The following is a 22,937-nucleotide window of genomic DNA, read 5'->3' as shown; positions in this document are numbered from 1 at the left end:
CTAGAGCGTTTCGTTAACGCTGTAAGACGTGCCGGGTTTGCTGGTCGGGCGGCCGTAGCCACCAAGGGATGCCTTGCCGGTCTGGCCAGAACGGTTATAGGTCGTGCAGTCTTCCTTGGCCTTATCGTTCACCGCACGAACGATGGCATTGACCATGCGTTCGTTGGTGGCCTTGGCTGCCTGGAGGGCGGTCATGTTGCGGCGGGCGGCCTGCTGAAATTCGGCTTGCAGGTCTCGAAGCTCAGCCTTGTCGTCCTCGGGCAACTGGCGGAGCTCTGACCCGCGTGCACGCAATTTGACGACAAGCTGTTCGTACTGCATCGACAGGGCAGATTTTTCCGACACGAATTGCTCATACTCGGCAATTTCGAGCTTGCGCAGCCCCTGGGTTTCACGCTCCAGCAGGGAAATAAGGTCATATGTGACGCTTTTAAGCTCGATAACCATCTGTTCGGTGGTCATGGTCATTATCCTTCCTGCACCTTGAGAATTTCGCGTGTAACGGCATCTGCAATTCCGATGCCACCTGCGCGGGTCATTTCTTTGGCGTATTCGTCAACCAGCAGGGAGCGCATCATGGTCTCGCCGTGACCGCCACCAAACATTTCGTTGGTTTCGATCCCGGCAAACATGTGGCTAAGCATCTGGCCAAGAAACATGGACTCAAATTCTTCACCGGCTTTACGGGCCTGTGCTTCGGTTTTGATGTGACCATCCGTCAACTGGCTGGCACGGCTGGTTACGTTATTCTGTGCGCCATACTGGGCGGAGGCCTGGGCTTGCGCCATCAGGGCGCTGGTGCTGTCGATCATCATCACATCACCTCGATTTCGGCCTGGAGGGCGCCGGACGTTTTGATCGCCTGAAGGATGGTGATCATGTCGCGCGGGCCAACACCAAGACTGTTCAGGCCGTTGACCAGTTCCTGCAGGCTGACGCCACTTTCAAGCACGCCAAGCTGGTTATCCTCGCCTTCATCCACTTCGATATTGGTCCGGTCGACAGTTTCGGTCGTGCCGGTTTGGGAGAACGGGGAAGGTTGCGATACCTGCGGGGTCTCGGTGACACGGATGGTCAGATTGCCCTGTGCTATTGCAACGCGGTTGATGCGTACATTTTCGCCCATCACGATCGTGCCGGTGTTTTCGTCAATGACGACGCGTGCGATCTGATCCGGTTCGACGCGAAGCTGCTCGATGTCGGTCAAAAGAGCCACAACATCCTGATTGTAGCGTTCCGGAATGTTGATGCGAACGGTGCCCGGGTCGCTTGGACGGGCTGCGACTTCACCAAGATAGGCATTAACGGCTTCGGCGATGCGGCTGGCCGTTGTGAAATCTGGGTTGCGAAGAACAACGGACATGTTCTGCATGGAATTCAGGTTGAAGTCGATTTCGCGCTCAACGATACCGCCATTGGCGATGCGTGCTGATGTCGGAACTCCCTTGACCACAGTCTGCGCATTGCCGCCGGCAGAAAATCCACCAACTGCAAGATTGCCTTGGGCAACAGCGTACACTTCGCCATCGGCGCCCACCATTGGGGTGACAAGAAGCGTTCCGCCCTGAAGACTTTCGGCGGTGCCGATTGCACTGATGGAAACATCAAGGCGCGAACCCTGACGAGAGAAGGGGGGCAGGGTGGCGGTGACCATTACTGCCGCGATATTTTCTGAATCAATGTCGTCGATCTGACTGCGTACATTGATACCAAGGCGTTCAAGCATGGCCACAAGGCTTTGGCGGGTGAAGTCGGCATCGCCAAGGTCGTCACCTGTGCCGTTCAGGCCGACAACAAGGCCGTAACCGACCAGCATGTTGTCACGAACGCCTTCGAAGTCCGCGATATCCTTGATACGCGACTGGGCATTCGCCGGAGCAACCTGCATCAGGGCAACCATGCCAAGAATGCCAAGTACTGCTGCCTTCACTACATATTTGCCAAGACCTGTGATCATATTCTTTGTTCCGCTTCCGGGGATGGGAGCCATCCGATACAATTCGGAAACCACTTCTGCGAAAACCGTGCCAGATGACAGAAAGCGGTCGCTTTGGATCGTGGATTGCGCAAGTTGCCGGAAAATCGGTGCTTGTTTGATGCGCAGAAGAGCTGCACGGCGATAGAAGCATGACGACCCGGCATTTTTTTCCCGTTGCGCCAGGCTGCGCTTTGGGGGAGACTCGATCCGGCCCGGTTCACTGCCAAAAGGCTATCCGGATCGGGCCTACGAGCTTTGCAGTGTAGATTGACATTATCAAGGCTGCAGGTTCGACCCGGGAAAGCTTACCACATAGCAGGCGGAAGTTAAAAATGAAGGTCAGCGGATCCAAGGCAACAGGTACAAACAGCACGTCACGCAAGAAAACATCTGGCGGTGGCGGTGCTGGTGGTTTTGCCGATGCCATTCGCTCCCTCGATTCCAGCGGCGGAGCAAGCGGAGCCGGTGGTGTGCATAGTGCGGGCACTGTCAGTGCGCTTGATGCCCTGCTGGCTTTGCAGCAAAGTGGTGATGCGCTTGACTCCCCGAAAAAACACGCGGTTCTAAGGGCTGAAAGCCTGCTTGAGCAGCTTGAGGGAGTGCGTGACGCGCTGCTGAGCGGGGCTCTGCCTGCCAACCGGTTGCGCCAGCTTGTCGGGCTGCTGGATCAACAACGCGAAAACATTTCCGATCCTGCTCTTTCTTCTGTGCTGGACGAGATTGATCTGCGTGCGCAGGTGGAACTGGCAAAGCTTGAGGTTTCGGGATTAGCTTGAAATCAGCGGTTTCGAGAATGATTTTGGTCGTGAAACCCAAGGTTTCGAAGGCTTTCTCACTAATTCAGATTTATTTGTTCAATCAGCTTGCACCCATTGCGCGCGCCCTCTATATTGCCGCGCGTTCGATGAGTCCTGTATAGAGGGCGTACATGACTATCACGCTACCACCAGACTATCGTCCTGCTGAGGACGAAGAGTTTATGAACCCGCGCCAGCGGGAATATTTCCGGCAGAAGCTTTTGGCCTGGCGGGCTGAACTGCTGCAAGAATCTTCGGAAACATTAGCGAGCCTGCAGGATGGCGGGGGACTTCAGGAACCGGATCTGACCGACCGTGCTTCGGCCGAAACAGATCGGGCCTTGGAACTCCGCACTCGTGACAGGGCGCGTAAGCTGATTTCAAAAATTGATGCTGCTTTGCGTCGAATTGAAGACGGATCATATGGTTACTGCGAAGAAACCGACGAGCCGATCAGCCTTAAAAGACTTGAAGCTCGTCCGATTGCGACCCTGAGCATTGAAGCCCAGGAACGCCACGAACGGATGGAGCGCACTCGCCGCGACGACTGATCGCGTCGGGAACAAACAAGGGTCGCGCTTGCGTAGATCCGGCCAAAAGGCAAAAGCCAAGGCTCTGTGGGGGAATACTGGTTAGGGATAACCAAAATCAAAGGTCCGGTTGCGATGCGCAGCCGGACCTTTTTTCTTTTCGGCATGTCTGGGAACAATAAAACCGGCCTTCGGGAAGGCCGGTTTTGATTGATGGTGACTGCCTGCGGAAACCCAGGAAAATGCAGGCGATCAGGTTTGGTCAGAAGGGCAGGATGACATCCATGATTTCGCTGCCGTAGCGCGGCTGTTGAACATCGGAAATCGTACCGCGCCCACCGTAAGAAATACGTGCTTCGGCGATTTTGTCATATTCGACTTCGTTAGCTGAGCTGATGTCGGCTGCGCGGATAACGCCCGCGATCTGAACTTCGCGAACTTCGCTGTTCACCCGGATTTCCTGACGGCCATGAATGACATAGTTGCCGTTCGGAAGAACCTGAATAACGATGGCTGCTACACGCAGATCAATTGCTTCGTTACGGTCAAGCGTGCCACTGCCCCTGTTGGATGTCGCGCTGTCCATATCAAACATTGACGACGGGTTGATCGTTTCCGGCAATACTTTGGTGAATTCAGACTCGAGGCCGAAAAGGTTCGGTACTGCAAGGTCCTCGCTATTGGTGCGCGACCGTGCGGTTGTGTTGGCCAAGGCGGCACTATCCTGCATGTCTACGACAACTGTCAGGATGTCACCGACCTGGTTGGCGCGCTGATCCTTGAAGAATGAGCGCGCACCGGACCGCCAAAGCGAGTTCGGGTTGCTTTCCGCGACCTGCGGGGCCGGCATTGGCAGGCTCACCGGTCGGTAGGTCTCGGATTGGGTCGGGTTATCGATTGCCGACAGTTTTGGTGCTTCGCCAACTTCGGAAAGACGCTTCATGGCATTGCAGCCGGAAAGCAGCGCTGTTGCACCAACCAAACTGGTTACGAGCACCAGACGGCGCATCGAAATCTGGAAATGATTACCGGGCATTTATTCCTCCTGGGATTCCTGTCGGTAATTACGCAATCCTCATGCCAGATTTCTTGGGTGATTAGGGCAAAGCTTGCCGGGTGTGCAAGTCTTTGAATTTGATTGGGATTGGTTGGTAATTATCTCGTTACTGCGACATTGCGGGCAGGGCGCGAACCTCATTCTCGGCAACAACTTCCACCTGAATGGTTTTGTTGCTGGTCATGTTCATGACGCGAATGACTGATCCTTTTGCACCATCTTCCAAGGCCTTGCCCCGCGCCGTCAGGGACATATTTTCTGTCACCAGCCGGATTGTGACCAGTGCCCCGCGCCTGACCAGGATCGGGTTGGAAAAATCGCGAAACATCAGGGGTTCGTCGGGTTTGACCGGGCGTAATGCTTCCTTGCCGACGACATCATCAATGTCACTGATGGTACCGGCGGGAAGACGTTCAGTCCGGATATTCCTGTATTCAACCTGATCGGGGCGAACGACAGCGCCCCGCCGGATTGGTTCCACAACAACCGGTATCTGGGCCAGCGGGAAATATCTGCCGCTCATACGGTAGGTACGGCGCTGTGCGGTTTGCGAACCGGTTGTGACATTCGCGATAAACCGGTTGGTTCGCTGATTGACATCCAATCCGGTAATTTCGACTGCGGCCGGGACGTCAACAGGCAGGTGGATTTGAAATGTTTCGCCCGAGAGGTCAACATTAAAGGGGGGCTTTATACCGTGATCAACGAGGGCATCTTTGATGGCATCGGCAATCTCGTCTATCGAGATTGTCTGGCTGGCACGTGTGATCACGATCTGGTCGGCTGCTGTGCGCGGGCGCCATTGCACCTTGTGCCGTTGGGCAATTCCATAAAGCCAGCGATAATCAAGAACGGTTTGACGTCCCGGTTGCGGAGAGTGGGCGACAGGAATGTCGCTTTGTTCAAGGTCGATGCCGCTGAAAATATCCCCCAGGGTTACATATTGCCCCTCAACGATCGCATCCGGACGCAACAGGATATTTACATCCATTTCCCGTGTGCCAGATGATGATTGTGCGTGCGGCTGTCCGGGATTGCTAAGCAACACCGGGAGCAGCAATGCAAGGATAGGGAATATTTGCTGTATTTTCATGCGACGACCATAGCACGGAACTGTGTAAATCGCGTAAATGCAGTTTGCGGGCAACCGGTTTTTCGGTAACCCGCGCAATTTCTGTCCGAACAGTCCTGTTATCCCTGAGACGAACCGAATTAACGCAGGTTACTGACCGCGCTCATCATTTCGTCGGTGGTCGAAATCGATTTCGAGTTCATTTCGTAAGCGCGCTGTGCCTTGATCAGGTTGGTGATTTCCTGAACCACGTTGACGTTTGACGATTCCAGATAACCCTGTTGGAGGGTGCCAAAGCCAACCCCGCCGGGAACACCGGTTGCCGGGTTACCGGAAGCCTCGGTTTCAAGGAACAGGTTGTCACCCAAAGCATCAAGACCTGCCGGATTGATGAAGGTGGCAAGCTGGATCTGACCTAGGTTCTGAAGTGCAACCTGACCATCGATTTCTGCAAATACTTCGCCAGATGTATTGATTGTGACAGAGGTTGCATTGTCCGGCACAGTGATGCCGGGCTGCACGGCAAAGCCGTCTTTGGTGACGAGCTGGCCATCGGCGTCGAGTTTCAGTGTACCATCCCGGGTATAGGCCGTTTCACCGCTTGGCAAATCAATCTGCAAATAGCCGCGGCCCTGAATGGCAACATCAAGTTCGTTTTCGGTGAGTGTCAGTGTGCCTTGTCCCATATAGCGGCCAATTGCGGCAGTTTTTACGCCGAGACCAACCTGGATGCCAACGGGTACAATTGTACCGGTATCCGACGATGGAGACCCGGCGCGACGCAGGTCCTGATAGAGCAGATCCTGAAATTCGGCGCGCTGGCGTTTGTAGCCGGTTGTGGTCATGTTGGCGATGTTGTGCGAGGTCACATCCACGTTGGTGGACTGTGCCTGCATGCCAAGGGCTCCAATATCAAGTGACCGCATCTTCTGTCTCCTGGGTCTGCGCCGATGGCGCATTTGAATTCTTTATTTCGGGGCGAGGTGCCCGGTTAATCAGGCGCGAACATCGCCCAGTTTGCTGATCATGTTGCGTTGACGCTCGTTCTCGCTCTCGAGCGACCGCGTCACTGACTGATAGGTGCGCAACACATCAATCATCTGGGTCATCGAACTGATCGGATTGACGTTGGATTTTTCCAGAGCACCCTGAACTACGCCGGGATTGTCAACCGGCTGGGCGCCATCGGGATCATTCGGATTGTCCTTGACGACGCTGTAAAGCGAGCTGCCGGTTACATTCATTTCCTGAACGTTGTCGAAAGTAACGACCTGCAGCTTGCCAATCTGGCCGATATCGGTCGAGATGCTGCCGTCACCTTTGATTTCGATCAGATTGTCGGCTTCGTTAAAGAAGATCGGTTGACCGGCATCACTCAGGACGGGGTACCCTTCATTGGTAATCAGCTGACCGCCCGGATCGAGGCTGAAATTGCCATTCCGGGTATATTGGGTTCCGCTTGGTGTCTGGACGGCAAAGAACATATCTGGCTGGCTCAATGCGACGTCCAGCGGCCGTTCGGTATTTTCAATGTTACCCACGCGTGTATCGCGGAATTGCGCGATATCCTGGACAAGCGAGATTTCACGCTCGCCCCGGAACGGCGCATCCTTGTTCTTCGCGATCCAGTCCGTGAACATCATTTTCTCTTCCTTGTACCCGGTCGTGTTCATGTTCGCCAGGTTCTGGGAGATGTTGTTCATCATGCTGCGAAGCGTCTTTTGGCGCGACAAAGCGATGTAGGTAACGTTTTCCATATTCTCAGTTTCCCAAATCGGGTCAGTGATCTGGGCAAGCTATTTGCGAAAGGTGTGCCAGTTGATATAACATGTTGAAATTATGTAAATAATTTGGGGTCGGCATTTGTTGCCCTGCGGAAAGGTTGGGCTTTTTGGAAGAACTTGCCGTGCTATCAGGTCGGGTTGGTCCCCTGAAGGGGTGGCAACCCTAGGTCCGTATATTAGATTGATAACTATGCCCGCTATTCTGTTGGATGCGGGAAACGGAATTTTAACGTCGAGGCGTTATGCCTCATCATTCCGGCATAGTGTTTGCTGGACATTGTAACGGGTGTGAAGACGGGATAGTGCAGGCCGATGGGTGATGATGTCGACGAAATAGAAATGGATGGTGGCGGCGGGCGCAGTAAAAAGCTGCTCGTTGTTGTTATCTTGCTGGTATTATTGCTTTTGGGTGGTGCTGCGGCTGCGTATTTTACCGGGCTTTTGCAGCCGGTGATTGATATGCTTACCGGTGGTGGAGGCACGCAGACCGAGGAAGTCATTTCGGAAAGCGCAATTGAGGAAGCACCGGGAGTTCCGGAAAATGTTGGCTTTGTTGATCTTCCTGAAATTCTGGTGAACCTCAATGCCGGTGGTGGCAAGCAAAGCTATCTTAAAATACGTGTCAGTCTGGAAGTGGCCGATCAGGCCATGTTGCCGCAGATCGAACAAATGATGCCGCGTATTGTCGACAACTTTCAGGTTTATCTTCGCGAGTTGCGCCCGGAAGACCTGGCCGGATCCGAGGGGATGTTCCGCCTGCGCGAGGAATTGCTGATCCGGGTTAGTGCCGCCGCCAAGCCGGCAAAAATTAACGACGTTCTGTTCAAGGAAATGCTGGTACAATAGGGTGCCGGCGACAATGCCAGAGCTACCATCAAGAAGGCAACGGGCCAAAGAGCCAGGGACAAATCGCCGATGGCAGATGAAGATGATGATGATGCACTCGCCGCCGAATGGGAAGCCATGGCCGGTGGTGACGAGGATGGAGATGACGGCGGCGAGGATATGGCCGCCGAATGGGAATCCATGCTTGGTGACGAAGATGGCGGTGGCGAAGACGAAGATGTCGGCCCCGGATCCGCGCGTGTTCTGAACCAGGACGAAATTGACAGTCTTCTGGGCTTTGATGACGGATCAGGCTCAGGCGACCAGTCAGGTATTCAGGCGATCATCAACTCATCAATGGTCGCCTATGAACGTCTGCCGATGCTCGAAGTTGTTTTCGACCGGCTGGTCCGCATGATGTCAACTTCGTTGCGTAACTTTACATCGGATAACGTCGAAGTGTCGCTCGATAACATCCTGTCGCTACGCTTCGGGGACTATCTGAACTCGATCCCGTTGCCCGCGATGCTGGGTGTTTTCAAGGCCGAGGAATGGGATAACTATGGGCTGCTGACGGTCGATTCTGCGCTGATTTATTCCATCGTGGACGTGTTGCTTGGCGGGCGTCGCGGGACCGCAGCAATGCGTATCGAAGGCCGTCCCTATACCACGATTGAACGCAACCTTGTTGAGCGCATGATTCATGTGGTTCTTGGGGATCTGTCGGCTGCGTTTGATCCGCTGAGCCCGGTGACGTTCCGGTTCGAACGCCTTGAAACCAACCCGCGTTTTGCGACCATTGCACGACATGCCAACGCCGCCATCGTGGCGAAGCTGCGCATTGATATGGAAGATCGTGGTGGTCGTCTGGAGCTGCTGATCCCATATGCAACACTGGAGCCGGTTCGTGAACTGCTGCTTCAGATGTTCATGGGGGAAAAGTTCGGTCGTGACTCGATTTGGGAAAACCACCTGGCGAACGAGTTGTGGCAAACCCACGTCAACCTTCTTGCCGTACTTGATGAACAGATCATGTCGCTGGGTGATGTGATTAATCTGGAAGTTGGCAACCGTTTGGTTCTTAATACCAGCCCGACGTCGCCTGTCGAGGTACGGTGCGGCGATGTGCCCCTGTTCAAGGGGATGATGGGGCGCAAAGGGGACAGGATCGCGATCCAGGTACGTGACCGGGCGCGGCATAATGAGGAAGACAGTTGATGGACTATGCCATCTATCTTGATCTGGTAATGATTGTCCTGCTTGTGGCAACAATCATATATGCCATGATCCTCAGCCGTCGTTTGGCGGCCTTCCGCCGTAATCGTGAGGAAATGCAGAATTTTTTGACGGCTTTCAACGCTGCCAACGAACGTGCCGAAATATCGATCCGCGCATTAAAGGAAATGGCAGAGCAATCCGGTGAAAAACTGCGCGAGGATATTGAAAAGGCAAATGCGCTGAACGAAGATCTTTCTTTCATGGTCGACCGTGGAGAAAGCATTGCCAACCGGCTGGAAAAGGCGGCAAGCGATGCCAATGCAACCCGGCGTGGCGGCGGCGGGGCAAAGTTTGCCGGGGCAGGAAATTCCGCCGGACATGAACGCAGTGATATGGTTGACGACCGGCAGGGTGTCGAAACCCGTGCCGAAGAACTTGCCGCCCGTCTGATGCGTGATGTCGAACGCGGCACGGGGCCGACAGCGTCTTCGCCAGCCGAACCGTCAGGTGACAGATATGGTTCAGGTGCGCGTTCTGGCGGATCATCCGTACCGGAAACTGAGACCGATCCTTACGGGCAGGATGAGGATGCGGGGCGGTCGGAAGCCGAACGCGAACTTCTTGCAGCGTTGCGTTCTGTTCGGTAAGGGCGCATCTGTGTCGAGAAACGGATAAGATCGTTATGTTTGCTGAAAAACAGGATTGGCGTCTTTTTTCGACAAATTTGGTACCTACCTGTTAGTATATGATTTGAAATTCAATGTGGACGCGAAAGCGTTCCGTCTACCGGGTGAATGAATGTCTGCTGTGCGTATCCTGCCGTTGGTGGTCGTAGTCGGTTTTATCGTTTTGACGGTCAAAATCGTCGGACTGTTTTCGGATGAACCGAAAGGCAATGATGCCACTGATGCTTCCGGTGTCAGTGTGATGCAAGTTGCGCGTGCGCAGGCCCAGGAGCAGCCGGCACCAGCAACCGACCCGGCGACCACGGAAGGGACTCCGGGCCCCGGACTGGACGATCCTCTGGGGATGATGGAAGGCGACGATGCTTCCGGTCTGCCTGAAGATGCGGGTGATACTCCGCCGATGCTTGGCGGGGACCCGACCCTGTTTACCCAGGAAGAGATCGATCTTTTGCAGAACCTGTCCGTCCGGCGTTCAGAGCTAGATCGCAAAGAGCAGCGCCTTGATGAACGCGAGAGCCTGCTGGCAGCCGCCGAAGCCCGGATTGATGCCAAGATCGAGGAAATGAAATCGCTGAAAACGGCCATCGAAGGTCTGGTCGAGACGAAGGAAGAGCAGGAAAACGAACGGATCACCAAGCTGATCAGCGTTTATGAAAAAATGAAACCAAAGGATGCCGCTCGCATCTGGAACGATCTTGATATGGATATACTGTTGCAGGTCGCACTTGGCATGCGCGAGGCAAATACTGCCGCTGTTCTTGCTGAAATGTCCGCAGACCGCGCCCGTGCCCTGACAACAGAACTGGCCTACAAGCAGGATATCAACATGTTGCCGCTTCAATAATACCTAATATGCAGCTTCGGGTAAAATCCCGTCTGTATCAAAGGCTGTCAGCCGGGGGATTATTCAAGCATCATCAACATGATGGACGTTATTAGGGAATTGTGAAAAGCCTTGATTAACCATTGTTAAATAGGTACATCACGATTATAGGGGCCTTACCCTTATGCACAGGGAATACAGGGGTAAGGGTGAGAGATTTGATAGCATGATGGAGTGGTGAATGGCCGTCGATCCGAATATGCCGATCCTGATTGTGGATGACTACAAAACCATGTTGCGTATCATCCGCAATCTCCTGCGGCAGCTGAACTTTACCAATATCGAAGAAGCGACGGATGGCAGCATGGCGTTGCGCAAACTGCGCGAAAAGCCGTTCAGCCTTGTGATTTCCGACTGGAATATGGAGCCGATGACCGGTCTTCAGCTTCTGAAGGAAGTTCGCGCTGATACAAAGCTGAAGGATCTGCCCTTCATCATGATCACCGCTGAGGCGAAAACCGAAAACGTTGTCATGGCAAAAAAAGCCGGCGTTTCGAATTATATCGTCAAGCCGTTCAACGCAGAGACGTTGAAGGGCAAACTCACCACCGTTATCGGTGAGTTCTGATTAGGGGCGCGGGGCATTAGTCCCGCGATACCATGATGTCCAAAACGTCCAAAGACGAACTGCGGCAATTGTTGCTGGACCTGAAGGCGCGCCTTGATGGTGACGAGCTTAAGGTCGAACAATTGTCCGATCTGATGGATCAGCTTTCCCGCTTTGTGTCGGAAGGTGACAAGCCATCGGATGACCAGAAACGCCTGTTTGGTGAACTGGATGAACTTTCGGGCATCATTCGCAAGATGAAATCCGAAATCGCATCTTTGCGGCCGGACGATATCAAGGCGGAATATATCCCCAATGCCACGGACGAGCTCGACGCGATTGTCGATGCGACAGCCGGGGCAACGCATGAAATCCTTGATGCGATGGATACGCTTGAGGAGTTCGCGGCAACTCTCCCCCCCGAGCAGGCGGAAATCGTTACCAGTGCAACGATGCGTGTTTACGAAGCCTGTAACTTCCAGGATATCACAGGTCAACGTACCACCAAGGTGATCAAGGCCCTGAAATCTATTGAGGAACGGGTCGAAGGACTGGTCAAGGCATTTGGTGACGAGATTGCCAAATACGCCGCGTCCAATCCCCGGAAGAAGAAGGAACCCGAAGGCGAAGCGGCCTTGCTGAACGGGCCGCAGCTCGACGGTAAAGGTGTCTCGCAGGCTGACATCGACGCGATGTTTAGCTAAATGGGACGGTTATGGCGGAAATAGAGGACGACGGACCAAGACCCCCAAGCCCGCCTACAAACGGGGCGGTTGCGCTGTTCCTCGCTCTCTATCTGCTGCTGCTGGCTTTCTTTATTCTGCTTAATACCATTTCGACCTTCGAGGAAGTCAAAACCCGCGAAGTTCAGGAAAGCCTCTCTTCTGCCTTCGCCGCCATTCTGCCACCGACCACCAGCCTGCAAACCGTCACCTCAATCGAGGGACCGGTTGTTGCGGCCGAAGATACCCAGGACAAACTGGGTTCCCTGTTCCAGACTGCAATCAAGGTTGTTCGTGTTCAGGTCATCCAGCCGGGCACGCTGATGGAAGTCATCATGCATGTCGAACAGCTGTTTGATCCAAATTCCATTTTGATCCGAGAACGTCAGAACGAATTCATGGACCAGCTTGCAGAAGTGCTGGCCGATGAAAGCGGTTATGCGTCTTATGAGATGGAAATGGTGATGGGCAGCGAAGTCGGGTCAAAGGGGACCGTCGAGATTGAAAACAATCTTCAGATCGGTCGCGCAGGGGCGTTTGCCCGGGACCTGATTGATCGCGGTGCACCTGAAAACAATCTTTATGTCGGTATTGATCCCGGGGCTGATCCGTTCATCGTCACCTTCCGCTTTTTCTGGGATTTCGGCCCGAAAGAGCCACCTGTTCCGATCACGACACCGGCGCAATCGGATAGCACGGATAACGGCGCGATACCTGCACCGGCATCAAGTGGCACGGGGAATGGAAATAGTGGCAAAATGCTGATCCCGCTTCCGGGGGGCAATCGACCGGGAATTAATGCGCCCATTCCGTTGGCCCCGCAAACGGGGGGGAATGGCTGATGGACGAGATGAAGCGTAATGATAGTCCGAAAGGGCCGCCGCCTTGGATGCTAAGCCTTGCGGATCTGATTTCGCTGTTGCTGACATTCTTTGTGATGTTGTTCGCCATGTCCAAGGTCAAAATTGACCGTTGGGACGAGGTCGTCGACTCTTTGTCGCAATCAATCAAGCCATCCCCGGTCGAAGAGAGTGATGAACCAACCGCGCAACTGAACATTCCGCGGGTCTATCGCAAACCTGCGATGAACCTTGATTACCTCAGCGCCGTGATTGATGACGCGATTGATGACAACGATGTTCTGGGTGACGCCACACTTAGTCGTGATGCTGACAAACTTGTCATTTCTTTGCCGGGCGATATCCTGTTCATCAGTGGTAGTTCCGATATGACGGATAAGGCCCGTCAGGCTTTGTTTGTTCTAGGTGGTGTCCTGAGGAATATCGGAAACCGGATTGGCGTTCAGGGGCATACTGATCCCCGACCGGTCAGCGGGCGGGGCCTTTATGCCTCCAACTGGGAACTTTCCCTTGCCCGTGCTGCTGCCGTTGCCAACGAACTTAAAAGATCCGGTTACACGGATTACATAAATATTTACGGATTTGCGGCATCAAGATACGACCAGCTTCCGATTATGGCAGACGAGCAAGCACGTTTTACAATGGCTCGTCGGGTCGACATTGTGATTGAACCCCATAGCGGAAGCGGGATCGGAGGTTCGTAAGAATGCTTTTGGTCGTAGCGCGTCTCCTGCTGGCTGCCGTTATTGTGGTAGCCGGTCTGGCAGTATTGCCGGTCATGGTAACGCGCCCCGCACTCGCCCAAGCGGCAGATCCGGTGATCATCCGCTCGGGCGCACATAGTGGCTATGGACGTATCGTTCTGCAATGGAACAAGCCCGTCAATTACACCGCTGAAATCATCGGTGACCAACTTGTTGTGCGTTTTGACCAACCGCTTGTTGCCTCAATGCGTGGGGTTCTCGGACCCGTTTCCGACTATGTGAGTGACGGTTTTTTTGATCCTGACGGACGTACTGTTGCTTTTGTTCTGCGTGACGATTTTGAAGCCAGGGTTTTCAATGTCGGGAACAATGTGGTTCTTGATATTCTGGATAAACCATCCCCAGCCCCCGTACAGCCTGCATCGTCGGAACCGACACCACCCCGTCCGGCACCCAATCCCCCGGCCGAAGTTGCATCCGAACCGTTGCCCACGCCGCAAGCCCGACCAAACACGTCATCGGCACCAGAGGCTGCGGTCACACCGGCTGCCGCCACACCTGACCTTGAAGTCCGGGTCGGGCGGCATCCAACATTTTATCGACTGGTCTTTGATTGGCCCAATCGTACCGACTACGCGTTAAATGGTGATCAGGGTAACCAGACACTGGCCTTTACCAGTCCTGCCCGTATTGATGCGACTGGCGTGACACGCCGTTTACCCGAAGGGGTCACGCTTCGCCAAAGTGCAACAGATCCCTTATCTGTTGGTATCGAGACCAATCCGCCGCGCGCGTTAAGGCATTTCAGGTCCGGCAACAAAGTCGTCGTTGATTTGATGGGCGTTCAGGGTGATCCCGCCGATACGGGAGGCCCCGGAACAACGACGGCGACCCGGTCTGCCTCCCCGACGCCATCTGCCCCGGTGGCACCTGCGGCACCACCATCACCAAGCCAAACTGCATCCGATGCACCATCATCCGTTGGTTCACCGAGTTCCGGCGCGGCTTCAGAAAGCGCATCGGTACCTTCGCCGACCGCACCAACGGATGACCCGATTGCACGCGGACTTTCGGAGCAGGCCGGTACCCCGGTTTCACCAGAGGCCGTTGCACCGGCGCGCGAAAGCATCGGGACTTTGGAAGTCACGGTGACACAGGACCCGACGAGACTTACACTTGGCTTCCCGTTCGGGCAGCCGGGTGGAGCCGCAATTTGGTCGCGTGCCGGTTTCCTGTGGATGGTGTTTGATGTGCGGGCAAATCTTGATCTTGATGCCGTGCGTCAGGATGCAGCCCAAATCGTCGGGGTTATAGAGCAGATCGACAGCCCCTATGCGACGGTGTTGCGCATGACCATCCCGGAAGGGATTGGGCTTTACACCACACCTTCTGAAAACGGCGACTGGAACGTCACCCTTCAGCAAGGAACCATGCAGCCGATAGAACGGTTAGGCCCGTCCATCGAACTGGATAATCAAACACGTGCCCGTCTTGTCGTGCCGCTGATCAATATCAGCCCGACAATTCCAATCGAAGATCCGGAAGTCGGTGATTCGCTGCGTGTCGTGCCAACCCGCGAGATGGGTTACGGTATCGAGACAGCATTGCGCTATCCCGATTTCGAAGTTCTGCCGTCCGTCCAAGGGGTGGTTGTTGCTCCGGTCAACGAAACCGTCCAAGTTACCAATCGCGATGATGGTCAGGCTGTTGTGGTGACGGCGGCGGATGGTTTGAACATTTCGCCGGAAGGTGCCCGTCTACTGGCTTCTGCGACCGGTGTGCGTGCCCGTGCGGGAGAGGGCCGCGAAGGTCTGATTTTCGAGCTTGATGACTGGCGTCGCGGTGGTCTTGATAATTACAACAAGGCGATCCATCAATTGCGTCGGGAACTGGCGCAAAGCGGTGACGAACACCGCAACAAGGCCCGCCTTGAACTCGCGCAATATTACATGGCCAACGGGTTGGGCCCCGAAGCCGATGCGGTTGCTTCGACCATGGAAGATGACGACCCGCTGATCGCACAGAAACTGCAATTCCGCGCCCTCAAGGCGGCGATCAAATTCCTTGATCGAGAATATGATGAGGCAGCTCGTCTGCTGGAGGACGATCGCCTTCCCGCCATTCCCGAAATGCAATTGTGGCGAGCGGTCACATCGGCCGCACGCGGTCGACCGAACGATGGTGCGCGGGACCTTCTTGAAAGCGTGCATATTCTTGATAATTATCCGCCGGAACTGCTGTCGCGACTGGGGCCACTTGCTGCGGAACAGGCTCTGATCGTCGGCAATCCCGAAGCAGGCATGGACCTGATCGAAAAAATGCTTGTGGCCAAGGGGCTTGGTGAAAACAAGATAAAGGATGTCGAATATCTGAAAGGCATCTTTGAAGAAGAAGCCGGCGAGTTCGAGCAGGCCGTCGCTACCTGGGACGAGGTTGCCGAAGGCGACAATCGCAAGGCACGCGCGCATGCCATTTTTGATCGCACCGAACTTTTGATGCGTCTTGAACGTTTGACCCTTGATGACGCCATCGAGCAACTGGAAAAGCTGCGCTTTGCGTGGCGCGGGGATGGCTTCGAAATGGCGCTGTTGCGCCGTTTGGGCGAATTGCAGATCAAAAACAAGCAATATCGCGAAGGGTTGAATACCTTGCGTCAGGCGGCAATTTTCTTCCCCAATAGTCCATCGGCGACAGAAGTTACCGACATGATGCATGACACGTTCGAATCGATTTATCTTGGTGACGAGATCAACAATATTTCAGCTATCAAGGCGGTTGCACTGTATGACGAGTTCCGCGAACTGACACCGGCGGGTGAAAAGGGTGATGAACTGATCCGTCGGCTGGCCGACCGTATGGTGGATGTTGAATTGTTTGACCGGGCTGAAACCCTTTTGGAACATCAGGTTGATTTCCGCCTGAACGGCACGGAAAAGGCGCGTGTCGGGGCCAGACTGGCGCTGGTGTATCTGCTTGACAGTAAGCCCGAAGAAACCATTCGCGTGCTTGATAACAGCGAGGTGGCTGGCATGTCTGACGAGCTGGAAACGCAACGCCGGCATCTGCGCGCACGTGCCTTGCTTGATACTGATCGCGGTCCCGAAGCCATGGCATCCCTTGAAGGCGATCTTTCGAAGGATGCGGAATTGCTGCGTGTGGAATATTACCGGGACACCCGTGATTATCTCTCGGCGGCCGAAACCTTCCAGCGTCTCGTTGGTGAAGATCAGGGCAATATGATCGAGAATTTTGGCGACGAACGTGCTCGCTATGTCCTGAACTGGGCAGTTAATCTTGCGATGGGCGGGCAGGAACGAACGCTTAATATGCTCAAACGCCGCTATGGCATTGTCATGGCGCAAAGCCCTTATGCCGAAGCATTTAGTCTGATCACGTCGAGTCCGTCTCAAGGTTTGATCGACTACCGGACCCTTGCAAGCAAGGTTGACGAGGTCGAGAGTTTCCAGGGATTTTTGGGCAATTATCGTGATCAGTTGGAAAAGTCGCAGCTTAGTGCTATAAACTAACAGTCATATTTATGTTTTGATTGGATTGGTGCGCCTTTAAGGTGTGAAAATTCAGTCTTTTTCTATTGGTGGAAGCAGTGCTGTGATGGATCGTGCACTTAAAATGGTCTATTACGATGAGGCGAAGGTTGAGCGTGATATCTTCGCGCAGCTTTCGCTTGCGCTCAGGCATTTTCGTGGCGTTGGCATGCCGCGGGATGAGGGCGCCACGCGCAAGATACTTGACCAGATTCACCGTCAAAGCCGAGCCTTTGCTGCCATCTGCTATGGCTTCATGCGTTCCAAGGGGATCGGTGTTGCCGAGGATCAGGGCGAAGGTGATCAGTGGTACCGCGAGGCAGCCTACTGGTTCCGCGAAGAGGCACTCGGCGGCGAAGGTATTTCGGCCAACAATCTCGGCTATCTATATGCCAAGGGGCTGGGGGTGCCGGAAAACCCGGAAACTGCGGCCGAATGGTTTGAGCAGGCATCTGAAAACGGATCAATCGCAGCCCTTTATAACCTTGGGGTGTGTTACCTCAATGGATGGGGCGTGGATCAGAGCGACGAGATGGCGGTGGAATATCTGCGCCGCGCGAGCGAAGCGAATGATCCCTCTGCTGCCAGTGTACTTGCCTATCTTTACCTTGAAGGGCGCGGTGTAAAACGCGATCCGTCAAAATCGTTTGAATATAATCTGCGCGCGGCCCGTGCCGGCAGTGTCGAAGCGGCATCTGCTCTTGGCTATGCCCTTGGTGTTGGCTTGGGGGCAGAACGCAATATTGCCGAAAGCATCAGCTGGTTTGAAATGGCAGCGAACGAGGGCGATACCTATGCCCAGGCCAATCTGGCAATGTATTTCTGCCATTCATCCGATTTGAAGCTGTTTAACCGCGGCTGGACAATGTTGATGAATGCGTGTGATCAGGGCGATATTTCTGCCAAATACCAGATGACGCAAATTCTGATCTTTGGTGTTGCGCATCGCGAACCCGATTATGCTGCGGCACTCGATCTTGCGATGGATTTGGCCGAACTCAGCCATCCGGGCGGATATCACCTGATTGGTGTGATGTATGAACATGGCCTTGGCGTGCCGGTTGATATGGTCCGTTCAGCAAGCTGGTATGAACGGGCGGCGCGTAAGGGATCAGCCAATGGACAGGCTGCCCTGGGACGGCTTTACGCGATTGGTAGCGGGGTCGATCAGGACAATATCATGGCCTATTACTGGCTCAGGATGTCAGCGCCGTCGGCGGGAAGCCAGGCATACCGAGAAATGGAAGCTGTGCGGGCACGTATGAATGACCGTGAACGCCAGCAGGCCGATCGTTATGTTGCGGATAATCCTGCACCACGTCGTGGCGGCTTTGGCCTGAAGCCGCTTGAAAAGAATGTTTTCAAGACGGGTAGAAGGCCAGTCTGACCTGAAAGCCGTGATAATCAGAAAAGCCGCCTGCTTATGCAAGGCGGCTTTTATTTTTGGAGTTTGCGCTAAAGGTCGCTAACCGCCGAAACTCTCTACCAGCGATCCGGATATCAGATACCATCCATCGACCATCACAAAGAAAATCAGTTTGAATGGCAACGAGATGATCACCGGTGGCAACATCATCATACCCATTGACATCAGGATACTGGCAACCACCATGTCGATGATCAGGAACGGGATAAACAGCAGAAAGCCGATTTCAAACGCACGGCGCAATTCGCTGATCATGAAGGCTGGGATCAGTGCGCGCAGCGGGATGGTTTCCGGGCCGGTTACCTCGACATTGGCAAGATTAACGAACAGCTCAAGATCGCGGTCGCGCACCTGCGTCATCATGAAATCATGAACCGGTCTGACGGATCTTTCCATGCCTTCGAATTCGTCGATATCACCGTTGATCATCGGCTGCAGGCCTTCGTCCCAAACGCGTTCCATCGTTGGCATCATAATGAACAATGTCAGAAACAGCGCCAGACTGACCATGACCTGGTTGGGCGGTGATTGCTGAATGCCAAGGGCGGTGCGCAGCAGGCTGAGTACCACAACAATCCGGGTAAAGGACGTAACCATCATCAGGATGGCAGGGGCAAGGCTCAGTACCGTGATCAGGCCAATAAGCTGGATCATCCGACCCGATGAAGTCACGCCGGGTCCTTCGCCAAGATCGAAATTGAATGTTTGGGCATGGACAGTGTCGCCGCCAAATCCGATAGCGATCAGTGGTACCAGCGACCACACAGCCGATAGTACCAACCAGCGCGGCACGTTACCATTGTGCGCGGTTTGTTTATGCCTGACCTGTTCTTGTCGGGAATGTGAAGCGGGCGCGATGCTCATGCGGGTTGTTTCCCGGTGGTCGAAAGCGGTGTTTCTTCGGAGAGGCCATCATCGCCGTGAATGCGCATATCGTTACCAAGTACTTCGGAAAAATGTGTGCCGATATTGCGCTCTATCACGCAATCGCCGGCAGGGCCCAACAAAACCAGATGTTCCGTATCGTCACGTTTGAAAAGAACCAGTCGACGTTTGGTATCAACCGGAACGACTTCGACGATTGAAAGTCGGCGTTCCTTATTGCGGCGATTGATGTTTCGCGCGCCGGGAATAAAACGCCGTGCAACCAGCGCTAAAACCCCGATCATGCCCAAGACAAAGACAAGGGCAGCCACAAACCGGAAATAAGCGCTAAATTCCATCAGGTTACCTTCCCCGCGACGGACCTGTGATGTTGCCCGGTTTTATGATCCGGACCCCGTTCTGTTTACCGTGCACAGGCGATACAGGCAAGCCACCATCCGATTTCGCGATCCGGCGTTGCGCCGCAAAACGGTGTGACGGAACTTGCTCAGCGGGTGGTCCGGGCTGCATGCGCATAGGCATTGGTTGCCTGTGCGTTATTGCTAAGACCGCGCAACTGGCGTTGCAGTTCGGAATATTCCTTGTGCATCGTGGTTTCGAGACGTGCCAGATCGTCGGTCAGAGCCGCCAGAAGTGGTGCGACCTCGCGGCGCTGTTCACCATTCATGGCACGTGCCTGCACACACAGATCGGAAATTTTGGTTTCCAGTGTATTCAGCTCGACCACTTTGCCGTCATCGACAAATCGCTGACTGGCCGTGATCAGGGATAAAACACGCTTGAGATCTTTTTTGAACTGATCGGGTTTGAATTGTTCAGGGCTCATTTGGATCTTCCCGGTTGCGATCTGCAAAACTGTTTGCCGACACTTGGTCGATATTCGACGTTGTCGGTCGTTTCTTCGCCGGATCACCGTAAATCCGGTTGATACGGTATATATAGTTCAGAATCTCGGCGACGGCAGCGAACGCTTCGAGCGGTATCTCGCTATCGACGTCCACAGCCATCAGAATTTCTGCAAGATCGCTGTCTTTGCGGACTTTGATCCCGTTGGCAAAAGCGAGTTGCAATATCTGTTCCGCAACACTGCCTTCGCCCTTCGCGCTTAATATCGGCGCGTTATCCCTGCCATGGGCATAGCTTAACGCCACGGCTTTTTGGTCGTTGGAACCGGGCGCGGCAAGATTTTCCGTGCGGATTTCGCGCGGATCGGTGATGTCGACCTTGGGTCGGTTACCGGTCATTCTTGCCCATCTCGTCAAGTTCCCGCGTTTTGTGCGGCTCTATCGCCCTTCACAAGCCTCGACCATAGCCAGAAGATGGTCAACAAATCGTTGCCGTCACCTGCAACCGGTCAGAATGTTGATGATGCTGTAACGGAGCAGGTAGGGGCCGGCACATGCAAATCCGACAGATGGGGTCAATATCCCGGCTACCTGCCAGGAGGATGACGAGATTGCCTGTCGTATGTCGGTGGTCTTGCATCCTCGGCCCATGCCGGTGATTGCGCGACCGAAAAATCAGTCTTTACCGTCGTCTTTGTCGGCGTCAGGACTGTTTTTCATATTGTCGGCAACCGCATTGGCCACCTGCCCCAACTGACGCACAAGATCCGCACTGGCCGCAGCCGAACGGTTTTCTTCCTGAATGCGATCATAAAGTTCGCGCCGCAGGACCTGCACATCTTCGGGAAAGGTGAAGCCCAGCTTCACGGTTTTGCCGCGAACCTCAACGACGGTAACTTCGATGTTGTCGTCAATAACAACGGAGTCGCCAACTTTTCGTGTGAGATAGAGCATGAAATGTCCCGGTTTCGATAGATGGCGAAAGAAATTCGCCAGACGCGACACAATATGCCCGCTTTGTCCGTCGCGGTCCAGTGCCACCGATAGTAACCCGGCCCGGCATTGTAATTTAACGCTTTTCCGGCTTTTGGCACGCCTCATGCAACGTAGTTTTCAGGATCGAGCCGGGCGGCAAAAATCACCTTTCGCGAGATCTGGGGCCCGATCCGGGCACGGCGTTAACTTCGACTTTACCGGCCCGCCCAATACTGGGGTCGCGATAACAGGAGCAGGCAATGGATATCGGCAAACTTGGCATGTTCGCCAATCTGAAAGAAAAGATGGATTGGCTGACGCAGCGTCAGGAAGTCATCGCGCAGAATATTGCCAACTCCGATACGCCGAATTACCGCGCCAACGACCTTAAAGAATTCGACCCGAAGACCATCGGTCGCGACCGCCAGTTCATTCTGGCGATGCAGGCAACCGCACCGGGTCACAGTCAGGGCCTGCACAAACCGCAGAACTTCAAGGACGAGGAAGTGCGCAAGAACTATGAGGTCGCGCCCGGCAAAAACGCAGTCATCCTTGAAGAGCAGATGGTCAAGATGAACGAAAACCAGGTCGATTATCAGACCATGACCCGACTTTATGCCAAGCATAAGTCAATGATGATTTCGGCTTTGGGCCGCGCATAAGCAGCGTTGAAGGAATAAGCGATCATGGAACTTTACAAAGCTTTTAAAATTTCCGCTGCCGGCATGCGTGCACAGGGTACCCGACTTCGTATCGCGGCTGAAAACGTTGCCAACGCAGACAGCCTTCCGACCGCACAGGGGCAGGACCCGTATCGCCGCAAGCTGCTGACTTTCAAGAATGTGATGGATCGCGAAATCGGCGTCGAGCTGGTCAAGGTCAATAAAGTCATGACGGACAAGTCCGATTTTGGTATGAAATACGAACCGAGCCATCCGGCCGCCAATGATCAGGGTTATGTTCAGACCCCGAATGTTGAAACGCTGGTCGAAATGATGGATTTGCGCGAAGCACAGAGAAGTTATGAAGCCAACCTCAATGTGATACAGTCTTCGCGCAGCATGCTGCTAAAGACCCTTGATATTCTGCAGTAAGTCACAAAATATCAGGTCTGCGAACGCCGCTTTAAGGATACGAACCGATGGTTGCCAGTTTCAACGATGCCATTTCTGCCTACCGTAACGCTGCAAGCGGTAAAACCGCGAGCGTGGCCGAGCGTGTTGGCGGTAACGGTCAGACCGTCAACCCGGGGGAAAGTTTTGCCGACATGGTGAAGGGGGCGGCAATTGATGCCCGTGCAACCATGGTGAACAGCGAACAGATGACCCAGAAGGCCATCGTTGGTGACGCAGAACTACATGAAGTGGTGACCGCTGTTTCGGCCGCCGAAGTCACGCTTCGTACTGTGGTCAGTGTTCGTGACAAGGCCGTTGAAGCCTATCAGAGTGTATTGAGCATGCCGATCTGACGGTTGATTGAATTGTCAGATGGATGTTTTGGACAAGCCGCACGATATTCGTGCGGTTTTTTGTTTTTGCGGCGACCGAATTGAAATTGCAGGAAATCATGGCCCATCACCGGTCTTATCCTGTATGAAT

The 22,937-nt window shown here is 54.2% G+C and carries 27 protein-coding genes; 15 read left to right on the top strand and 12 right to left on the bottom strand.

The genetic code is table 11. The features are described from left to right. Genes AUP42_RS17730 through AUP42_RS17720 form a run of 3 tightly spaced genes read right to left on the bottom strand, consistent with a single transcriptional unit; the run spans position 1 to position 1,957 of the window. On the bottom strand, positions 1–462 hold the full coding sequence (locus AUP42_RS17730; RefSeq protein ID WP_142994479.1) for a flagellar protein FlgN: 462 nt from the start codon (positions 460–462) through the stop codon (positions 1–3). A gap of 5 nt (positions 463–467) precedes the next feature. Next, complete coding sequence (locus tag AUP42_RS17725) at positions 468–815, bottom strand: rod-binding protein (RefSeq protein WP_062952893.1); 348 nt, start codon at positions 813–815, stop codon at positions 468–470. Then, positions 815–1,957 (bottom strand): flagellar basal body P-ring protein FlgI, encoded by a 1,143-nt coding sequence (locus AUP42_RS17720; RefSeq protein WP_062952892.1) that lies wholly within the window; start codon positions 1,955–1,957, stop codon positions 815–817. The genes AUP42_RS17725 and AUP42_RS17720 overlap by 1 nt, the downstream gene beginning before the upstream one ends. 353 nt (positions 1,958–2,310) lie before the next feature. On the opposite strand from AUP42_RS17720, the gene AUP42_RS17715 reads away from it, so the two are divergent. After that, positions 2,311–2,754: a flagellar assembly protein FliX gene (locus tag AUP42_RS17715; RefSeq protein ID WP_062952891.1), complete on the top strand. Its 444-nt coding sequence runs from the start codon at positions 2,311–2,313 to the stop codon at positions 2,752–2,754. A gap of 152 nt (positions 2,755–2,906) precedes the next feature. Further along, positions 2,907–3,326, top strand: coding sequence for an RNA polymerase-binding protein DksA (gene dksA, locus AUP42_RS17710; RefSeq protein ID WP_007092332.1), 420 nt, complete (start codon positions 2,907–2,909; stop codon positions 3,324–3,326). A gap of 241 nt (positions 3,327–3,567) precedes the next feature. On the opposite strand, the gene flgH is transcribed toward dksA, so the two are convergent. The 4 genes from flgH to flgF form a co-directional block, all read right to left on the bottom strand. Next, on the bottom strand, positions 3,568–4,341 hold the full coding sequence (gene flgH / locus AUP42_RS17705; protein ID WP_082824833.1) for a flagellar basal body L-ring protein FlgH: 774 nt from the start codon (positions 4,339–4,341) through the stop codon (positions 3,568–3,570). Positions 4,342–4,468: 127 nt separating this feature from the next. Then, on the bottom strand, positions 4,469–5,353 hold the full coding sequence (gene flgA / locus AUP42_RS17700; RefSeq protein WP_231858337.1) for a flagellar basal body P-ring formation chaperone FlgA: 885 nt from the start codon (positions 5,351–5,353) through the stop codon (positions 4,469–4,471). 221 nt (positions 5,354–5,574) lie between these two features. After that, positions 5,575–6,360: a flagellar basal-body rod protein FlgG gene (gene flgG, locus AUP42_RS17695; RefSeq protein WP_062952889.1), complete on the bottom strand. Its 786-nt coding sequence runs from the start codon at positions 6,358–6,360 to the stop codon at positions 5,575–5,577. 69 nt (positions 6,361–6,429) lie between these two features. Then, on the bottom strand, positions 6,430–7,191 hold the full coding sequence (flgF, locus tag AUP42_RS17690) for a flagellar basal-body rod protein FlgF (protein WP_062952888.1): 762 nt from the start codon (positions 7,189–7,191) through the stop codon (positions 6,430–6,432). Between the two features lie 339 nt (positions 7,192–7,530). Between flgF and AUP42_RS17685 the strand changes: the two genes are divergently transcribed. The 10 genes from AUP42_RS17685 to AUP42_RS17640 all read left to right on the top strand — a co-directional run bounded on the left by AUP42_RS17685 (position 7,531) and on the right by AUP42_RS17640 (position 18,595). Next, positions 7,531–8,064 (top strand): flagellar basal body-associated FliL family protein, encoded by a 534-nt coding sequence (locus AUP42_RS17685; RefSeq protein ID WP_062952887.1) that lies wholly within the window; start codon positions 7,531–7,533, stop codon positions 8,062–8,064. Between the two features lie 69 nt (positions 8,065–8,133). Next, complete coding sequence (gene fliM, locus AUP42_RS17680) at positions 8,134–9,261, top strand: flagellar motor switch protein FliM (protein WP_062952886.1); 1,128 nt, start codon at positions 8,134–8,136, stop codon at positions 9,259–9,261. Further along, positions 9,261–9,908: a DUF6468 domain-containing protein gene (locus AUP42_RS17675; protein WP_062952885.1), complete on the top strand. Its 648-nt coding sequence runs from the start codon at positions 9,261–9,263 to the stop codon at positions 9,906–9,908. Before fliM ends, AUP42_RS17675 begins: the two co-directional genes overlap by 1 nt. 151 nt (positions 9,909–10,059) lie before the next feature. Further along, entirely contained in the window at positions 10,060–10,791 is a 732-nt protein-coding gene (locus AUP42_RS17670) for a MotE family protein (RefSeq protein ID WP_062952884.1), read from the top strand. Positions 10,792–11,011: 220 nt separating this feature from the next. After that, positions 11,012–11,398, top strand: coding sequence for a response regulator (locus AUP42_RS17665; RefSeq protein ID WP_062952883.1), 387 nt, complete (start codon positions 11,012–11,014; stop codon positions 11,396–11,398). A gap of 35 nt (positions 11,399–11,433) precedes the next feature. After that, positions 11,434–12,081 carry a protein phosphatase CheZ gene (locus AUP42_RS17660; RefSeq protein WP_062952882.1) on the top strand — a complete coding sequence of 216 codons (648 nt, stop codon included), beginning with the start codon at positions 11,434–11,436 and terminating at the stop codon, positions 12,079–12,081. 11 nt (positions 12,082–12,092) lie between these two features. Further along, on the top strand, positions 12,093–12,941 hold the full coding sequence (locus AUP42_RS17655) for a flagellar motor protein MotB (RefSeq protein WP_062952881.1): 849 nt from the start codon (positions 12,093–12,095) through the stop codon (positions 12,939–12,941). After that, positions 12,941–13,663, top strand: a complete 723-nt coding sequence (locus AUP42_RS17650; protein ID WP_062952880.1) for an OmpA/MotB family protein — start codon at positions 12,941–12,943, stop codon at positions 13,661–13,663. The genes AUP42_RS17655 and AUP42_RS17650 overlap by 1 nt, the downstream gene beginning before the upstream one ends. 2 nt (positions 13,664–13,665) lie before the next feature. Next, complete coding sequence (locus AUP42_RS17645) at positions 13,666–17,190, top strand: tetratricopeptide repeat protein (protein ID WP_062952879.1); 3,525 nt, start codon at positions 13,666–13,668, stop codon at positions 17,188–17,190. 85 nt (positions 17,191–17,275) lie between these two features. Next, positions 17,276–18,595: an SEL1-like repeat protein gene (locus AUP42_RS17640; RefSeq protein WP_062952878.1), complete on the top strand. Its 1,320-nt coding sequence runs from the start codon at positions 17,276–17,278 to the stop codon at positions 18,593–18,595. 78 nt (positions 18,596–18,673) lie between these two features. On the opposite strand, the gene fliP is transcribed toward AUP42_RS17640, so the two are convergent. The 5 genes from fliP to csrA all read right to left on the bottom strand — a co-directional run bounded on the left by fliP (position 18,674) and on the right by csrA (position 21,405). Beyond that, on the bottom strand, positions 18,674–19,498 hold the full coding sequence (gene fliP / locus AUP42_RS17635) for a flagellar type III secretion system pore protein FliP (protein WP_062952877.1): 825 nt from the start codon (positions 19,496–19,498) through the stop codon (positions 18,674–18,676). After that, complete coding sequence (locus tag AUP42_RS17630) at positions 19,495–19,857, bottom strand: FliO/MopB family protein (protein ID WP_062952876.1); 363 nt, start codon at positions 19,855–19,857, stop codon at positions 19,495–19,497. Before AUP42_RS17630 ends, fliP begins: the two co-directional genes overlap by 4 nt. Before the next feature lie 149 nt (positions 19,858–20,006). Beyond that, a complete protein-coding gene (locus tag AUP42_RS17625) occupies positions 20,007–20,345 on the bottom strand; it encodes a hypothetical protein (protein WP_062952875.1) in 339 nt (112 codons plus the stop codon). Further along, on the bottom strand, positions 20,335–20,763 hold the full coding sequence (locus AUP42_RS17620) for an EscU/YscU/HrcU family type III secretion system export apparatus switch protein (protein WP_062952874.1): 429 nt from the start codon (positions 20,761–20,763) through the stop codon (positions 20,335–20,337). Before AUP42_RS17620 ends, AUP42_RS17625 begins: the two co-directional genes overlap by 11 nt. Positions 20,764–21,039: 276 nt before the next feature. Then, positions 21,040–21,405, bottom strand: coding sequence for a carbon storage regulator CsrA (csrA, locus tag AUP42_RS17615; protein WP_231858336.1), 366 nt, complete (start codon positions 21,403–21,405; stop codon positions 21,040–21,042). Between the two features lie 194 nt (positions 21,406–21,599). Between csrA and flgB the strand changes: the two genes are divergently transcribed. Genes flgB through fliE form a run of 3 tightly spaced genes read left to right on the top strand, consistent with a single transcriptional unit; the run spans position 21,600 to position 22,807 of the window. Beyond that, entirely contained in the window at positions 21,600–22,001 is a 402-nt protein-coding gene (flgB, locus tag AUP42_RS17610) for a flagellar basal body rod protein FlgB (RefSeq protein WP_062952873.1), read from the top strand. Between the two features lie 24 nt (positions 22,002–22,025). Beyond that, positions 22,026–22,433, top strand: a complete 408-nt coding sequence (gene flgC / locus AUP42_RS17605; RefSeq protein ID WP_062952872.1) for a flagellar basal body rod protein FlgC — start codon at positions 22,026–22,028, stop codon at positions 22,431–22,433. Positions 22,434–22,480: 47 nt separating this feature from the next. Continuing rightward, complete coding sequence (fliE, locus tag AUP42_RS17600) at positions 22,481–22,807, top strand: flagellar hook-basal body complex protein FliE (protein ID WP_062952871.1); 327 nt, start codon at positions 22,481–22,483, stop codon at positions 22,805–22,807. Positions 22,808–22,937 lie beyond the last annotated feature (130 nt).

The organism is Thalassospira lucentensis (assembly GCF_001613805.1).
Taxonomy (GTDB): domain Bacteria; phylum Pseudomonadota; class Alphaproteobacteria; order Rhodospirillales; family Thalassospiraceae; genus Thalassospira; species Thalassospira lucentensis_A.
The sequence above is the reverse complement of the archived record's forward strand: the minus strand, read 5'-3'. Positions and strand labels throughout refer to the sequence as shown.

Coding starts and splice junctions, on each gene's coding strand:
- AUP42_RS17730 (WP_142994479.1), bottom strand. CDS start 462: ATGACCACCGAACAGATGGTTATCGAGCTTAAAAGCGTCACATATGAC.
- AUP42_RS17725 (WP_062952893.1), bottom strand. CDS start 815: ATGATGATCGACAGCACCAGCGCCCTGATGGCGCAAGCCCAGGCCTCC.
- AUP42_RS17720 (WP_062952892.1), bottom strand. CDS start 1,957: ATGATCACAGGTCTTGGCAAATATGTAGTGAAGGCAGCAGTACTTGGC.
- AUP42_RS17715 (WP_062952891.1), top strand. CDS start 2,311: ATGAAGGTCAGCGGATCCAAGGCAACAGGTACAAACAGCACGTCACGC.
- dksA (WP_007092332.1), top strand. CDS start 2,907: ATGACTATCACGCTACCACCAGACTATCGTCCTGCTGAGGACGAAGAG.
- flgH (WP_082824833.1), bottom strand. CDS start 4,341: ATGCCCGGTAATCATTTCCAGATTTCGATGCGCCGTCTGGTGCTCGTA.
- flgA (WP_231858337.1), bottom strand. CDS start 5,353: ATGGATGTAAATATCCTGTTGCGTCCGGATGCGATCGTTGAGGGGCAA.
- flgG (WP_062952889.1), bottom strand. CDS start 6,360: ATGCGGTCACTTGATATTGGAGCCCTTGGCATGCAGGCACAGTCCACC.
- flgF (WP_062952888.1), bottom strand. CDS start 7,191: ATGGAAAACGTTACCTACATCGCTTTGTCGCGCCAAAAGACGCTTCGC.
- AUP42_RS17685 (WP_062952887.1), top strand. CDS start 7,531: ATGGGTGATGATGTCGACGAAATAGAAATGGATGGTGGCGGCGGGCGC.
- fliM (WP_062952886.1), top strand. CDS start 8,134: ATGGCAGATGAAGATGATGATGATGCACTCGCCGCCGAATGGGAAGCC.
- AUP42_RS17675 (WP_062952885.1), top strand. CDS start 9,261: ATGGACTATGCCATCTATCTTGATCTGGTAATGATTGTCCTGCTTGTG.
- AUP42_RS17670 (WP_062952884.1), top strand. CDS start 10,060: ATGTCTGCTGTGCGTATCCTGCCGTTGGTGGTCGTAGTCGGTTTTATC.
- AUP42_RS17665 (WP_062952883.1), top strand. CDS start 11,012: ATGGCCGTCGATCCGAATATGCCGATCCTGATTGTGGATGACTACAAA.
- AUP42_RS17660 (WP_062952882.1), top strand. CDS start 11,434: ATGTCCAAAACGTCCAAAGACGAACTGCGGCAATTGTTGCTGGACCTG.
- AUP42_RS17655 (WP_062952881.1), top strand. CDS start 12,093: ATGGCGGAAATAGAGGACGACGGACCAAGACCCCCAAGCCCGCCTACA.
- AUP42_RS17650 (WP_062952880.1), top strand. CDS start 12,941: ATGGACGAGATGAAGCGTAATGATAGTCCGAAAGGGCCGCCGCCTTGG.
- AUP42_RS17645 (WP_062952879.1), top strand. CDS start 13,666: ATGCTTTTGGTCGTAGCGCGTCTCCTGCTGGCTGCCGTTATTGTGGTA.
- AUP42_RS17640 (WP_062952878.1), top strand. CDS start 17,276: ATGGATCGTGCACTTAAAATGGTCTATTACGATGAGGCGAAGGTTGAG.
- fliP (WP_062952877.1), bottom strand. CDS start 19,498: ATGAGCATCGCGCCCGCTTCACATTCCCGACAAGAACAGGTCAGGCAT.
- AUP42_RS17630 (WP_062952876.1), bottom strand. CDS start 19,857: ATGGAATTTAGCGCTTATTTCCGGTTTGTGGCTGCCCTTGTCTTTGTC.
- AUP42_RS17625 (WP_062952875.1), bottom strand. CDS start 20,345: ATGAGCCCTGAACAATTCAAACCCGATCAGTTCAAAAAAGATCTCAAG.
- AUP42_RS17620 (WP_062952874.1), bottom strand. CDS start 20,763: ATGACCGGTAACCGACCCAAGGTCGACATCACCGATCCGCGCGAAATC.
- flgB (WP_062952873.1), top strand. CDS start 21,600: ATGGATATCGGCAAACTTGGCATGTTCGCCAATCTGAAAGAAAAGATG.
- flgC (WP_062952872.1), top strand. CDS start 22,026: ATGGAACTTTACAAAGCTTTTAAAATTTCCGCTGCCGGCATGCGTGCA.
- fliE (WP_062952871.1), top strand. CDS start 22,481: ATGGTTGCCAGTTTCAACGATGCCATTTCTGCCTACCGTAACGCTGCA.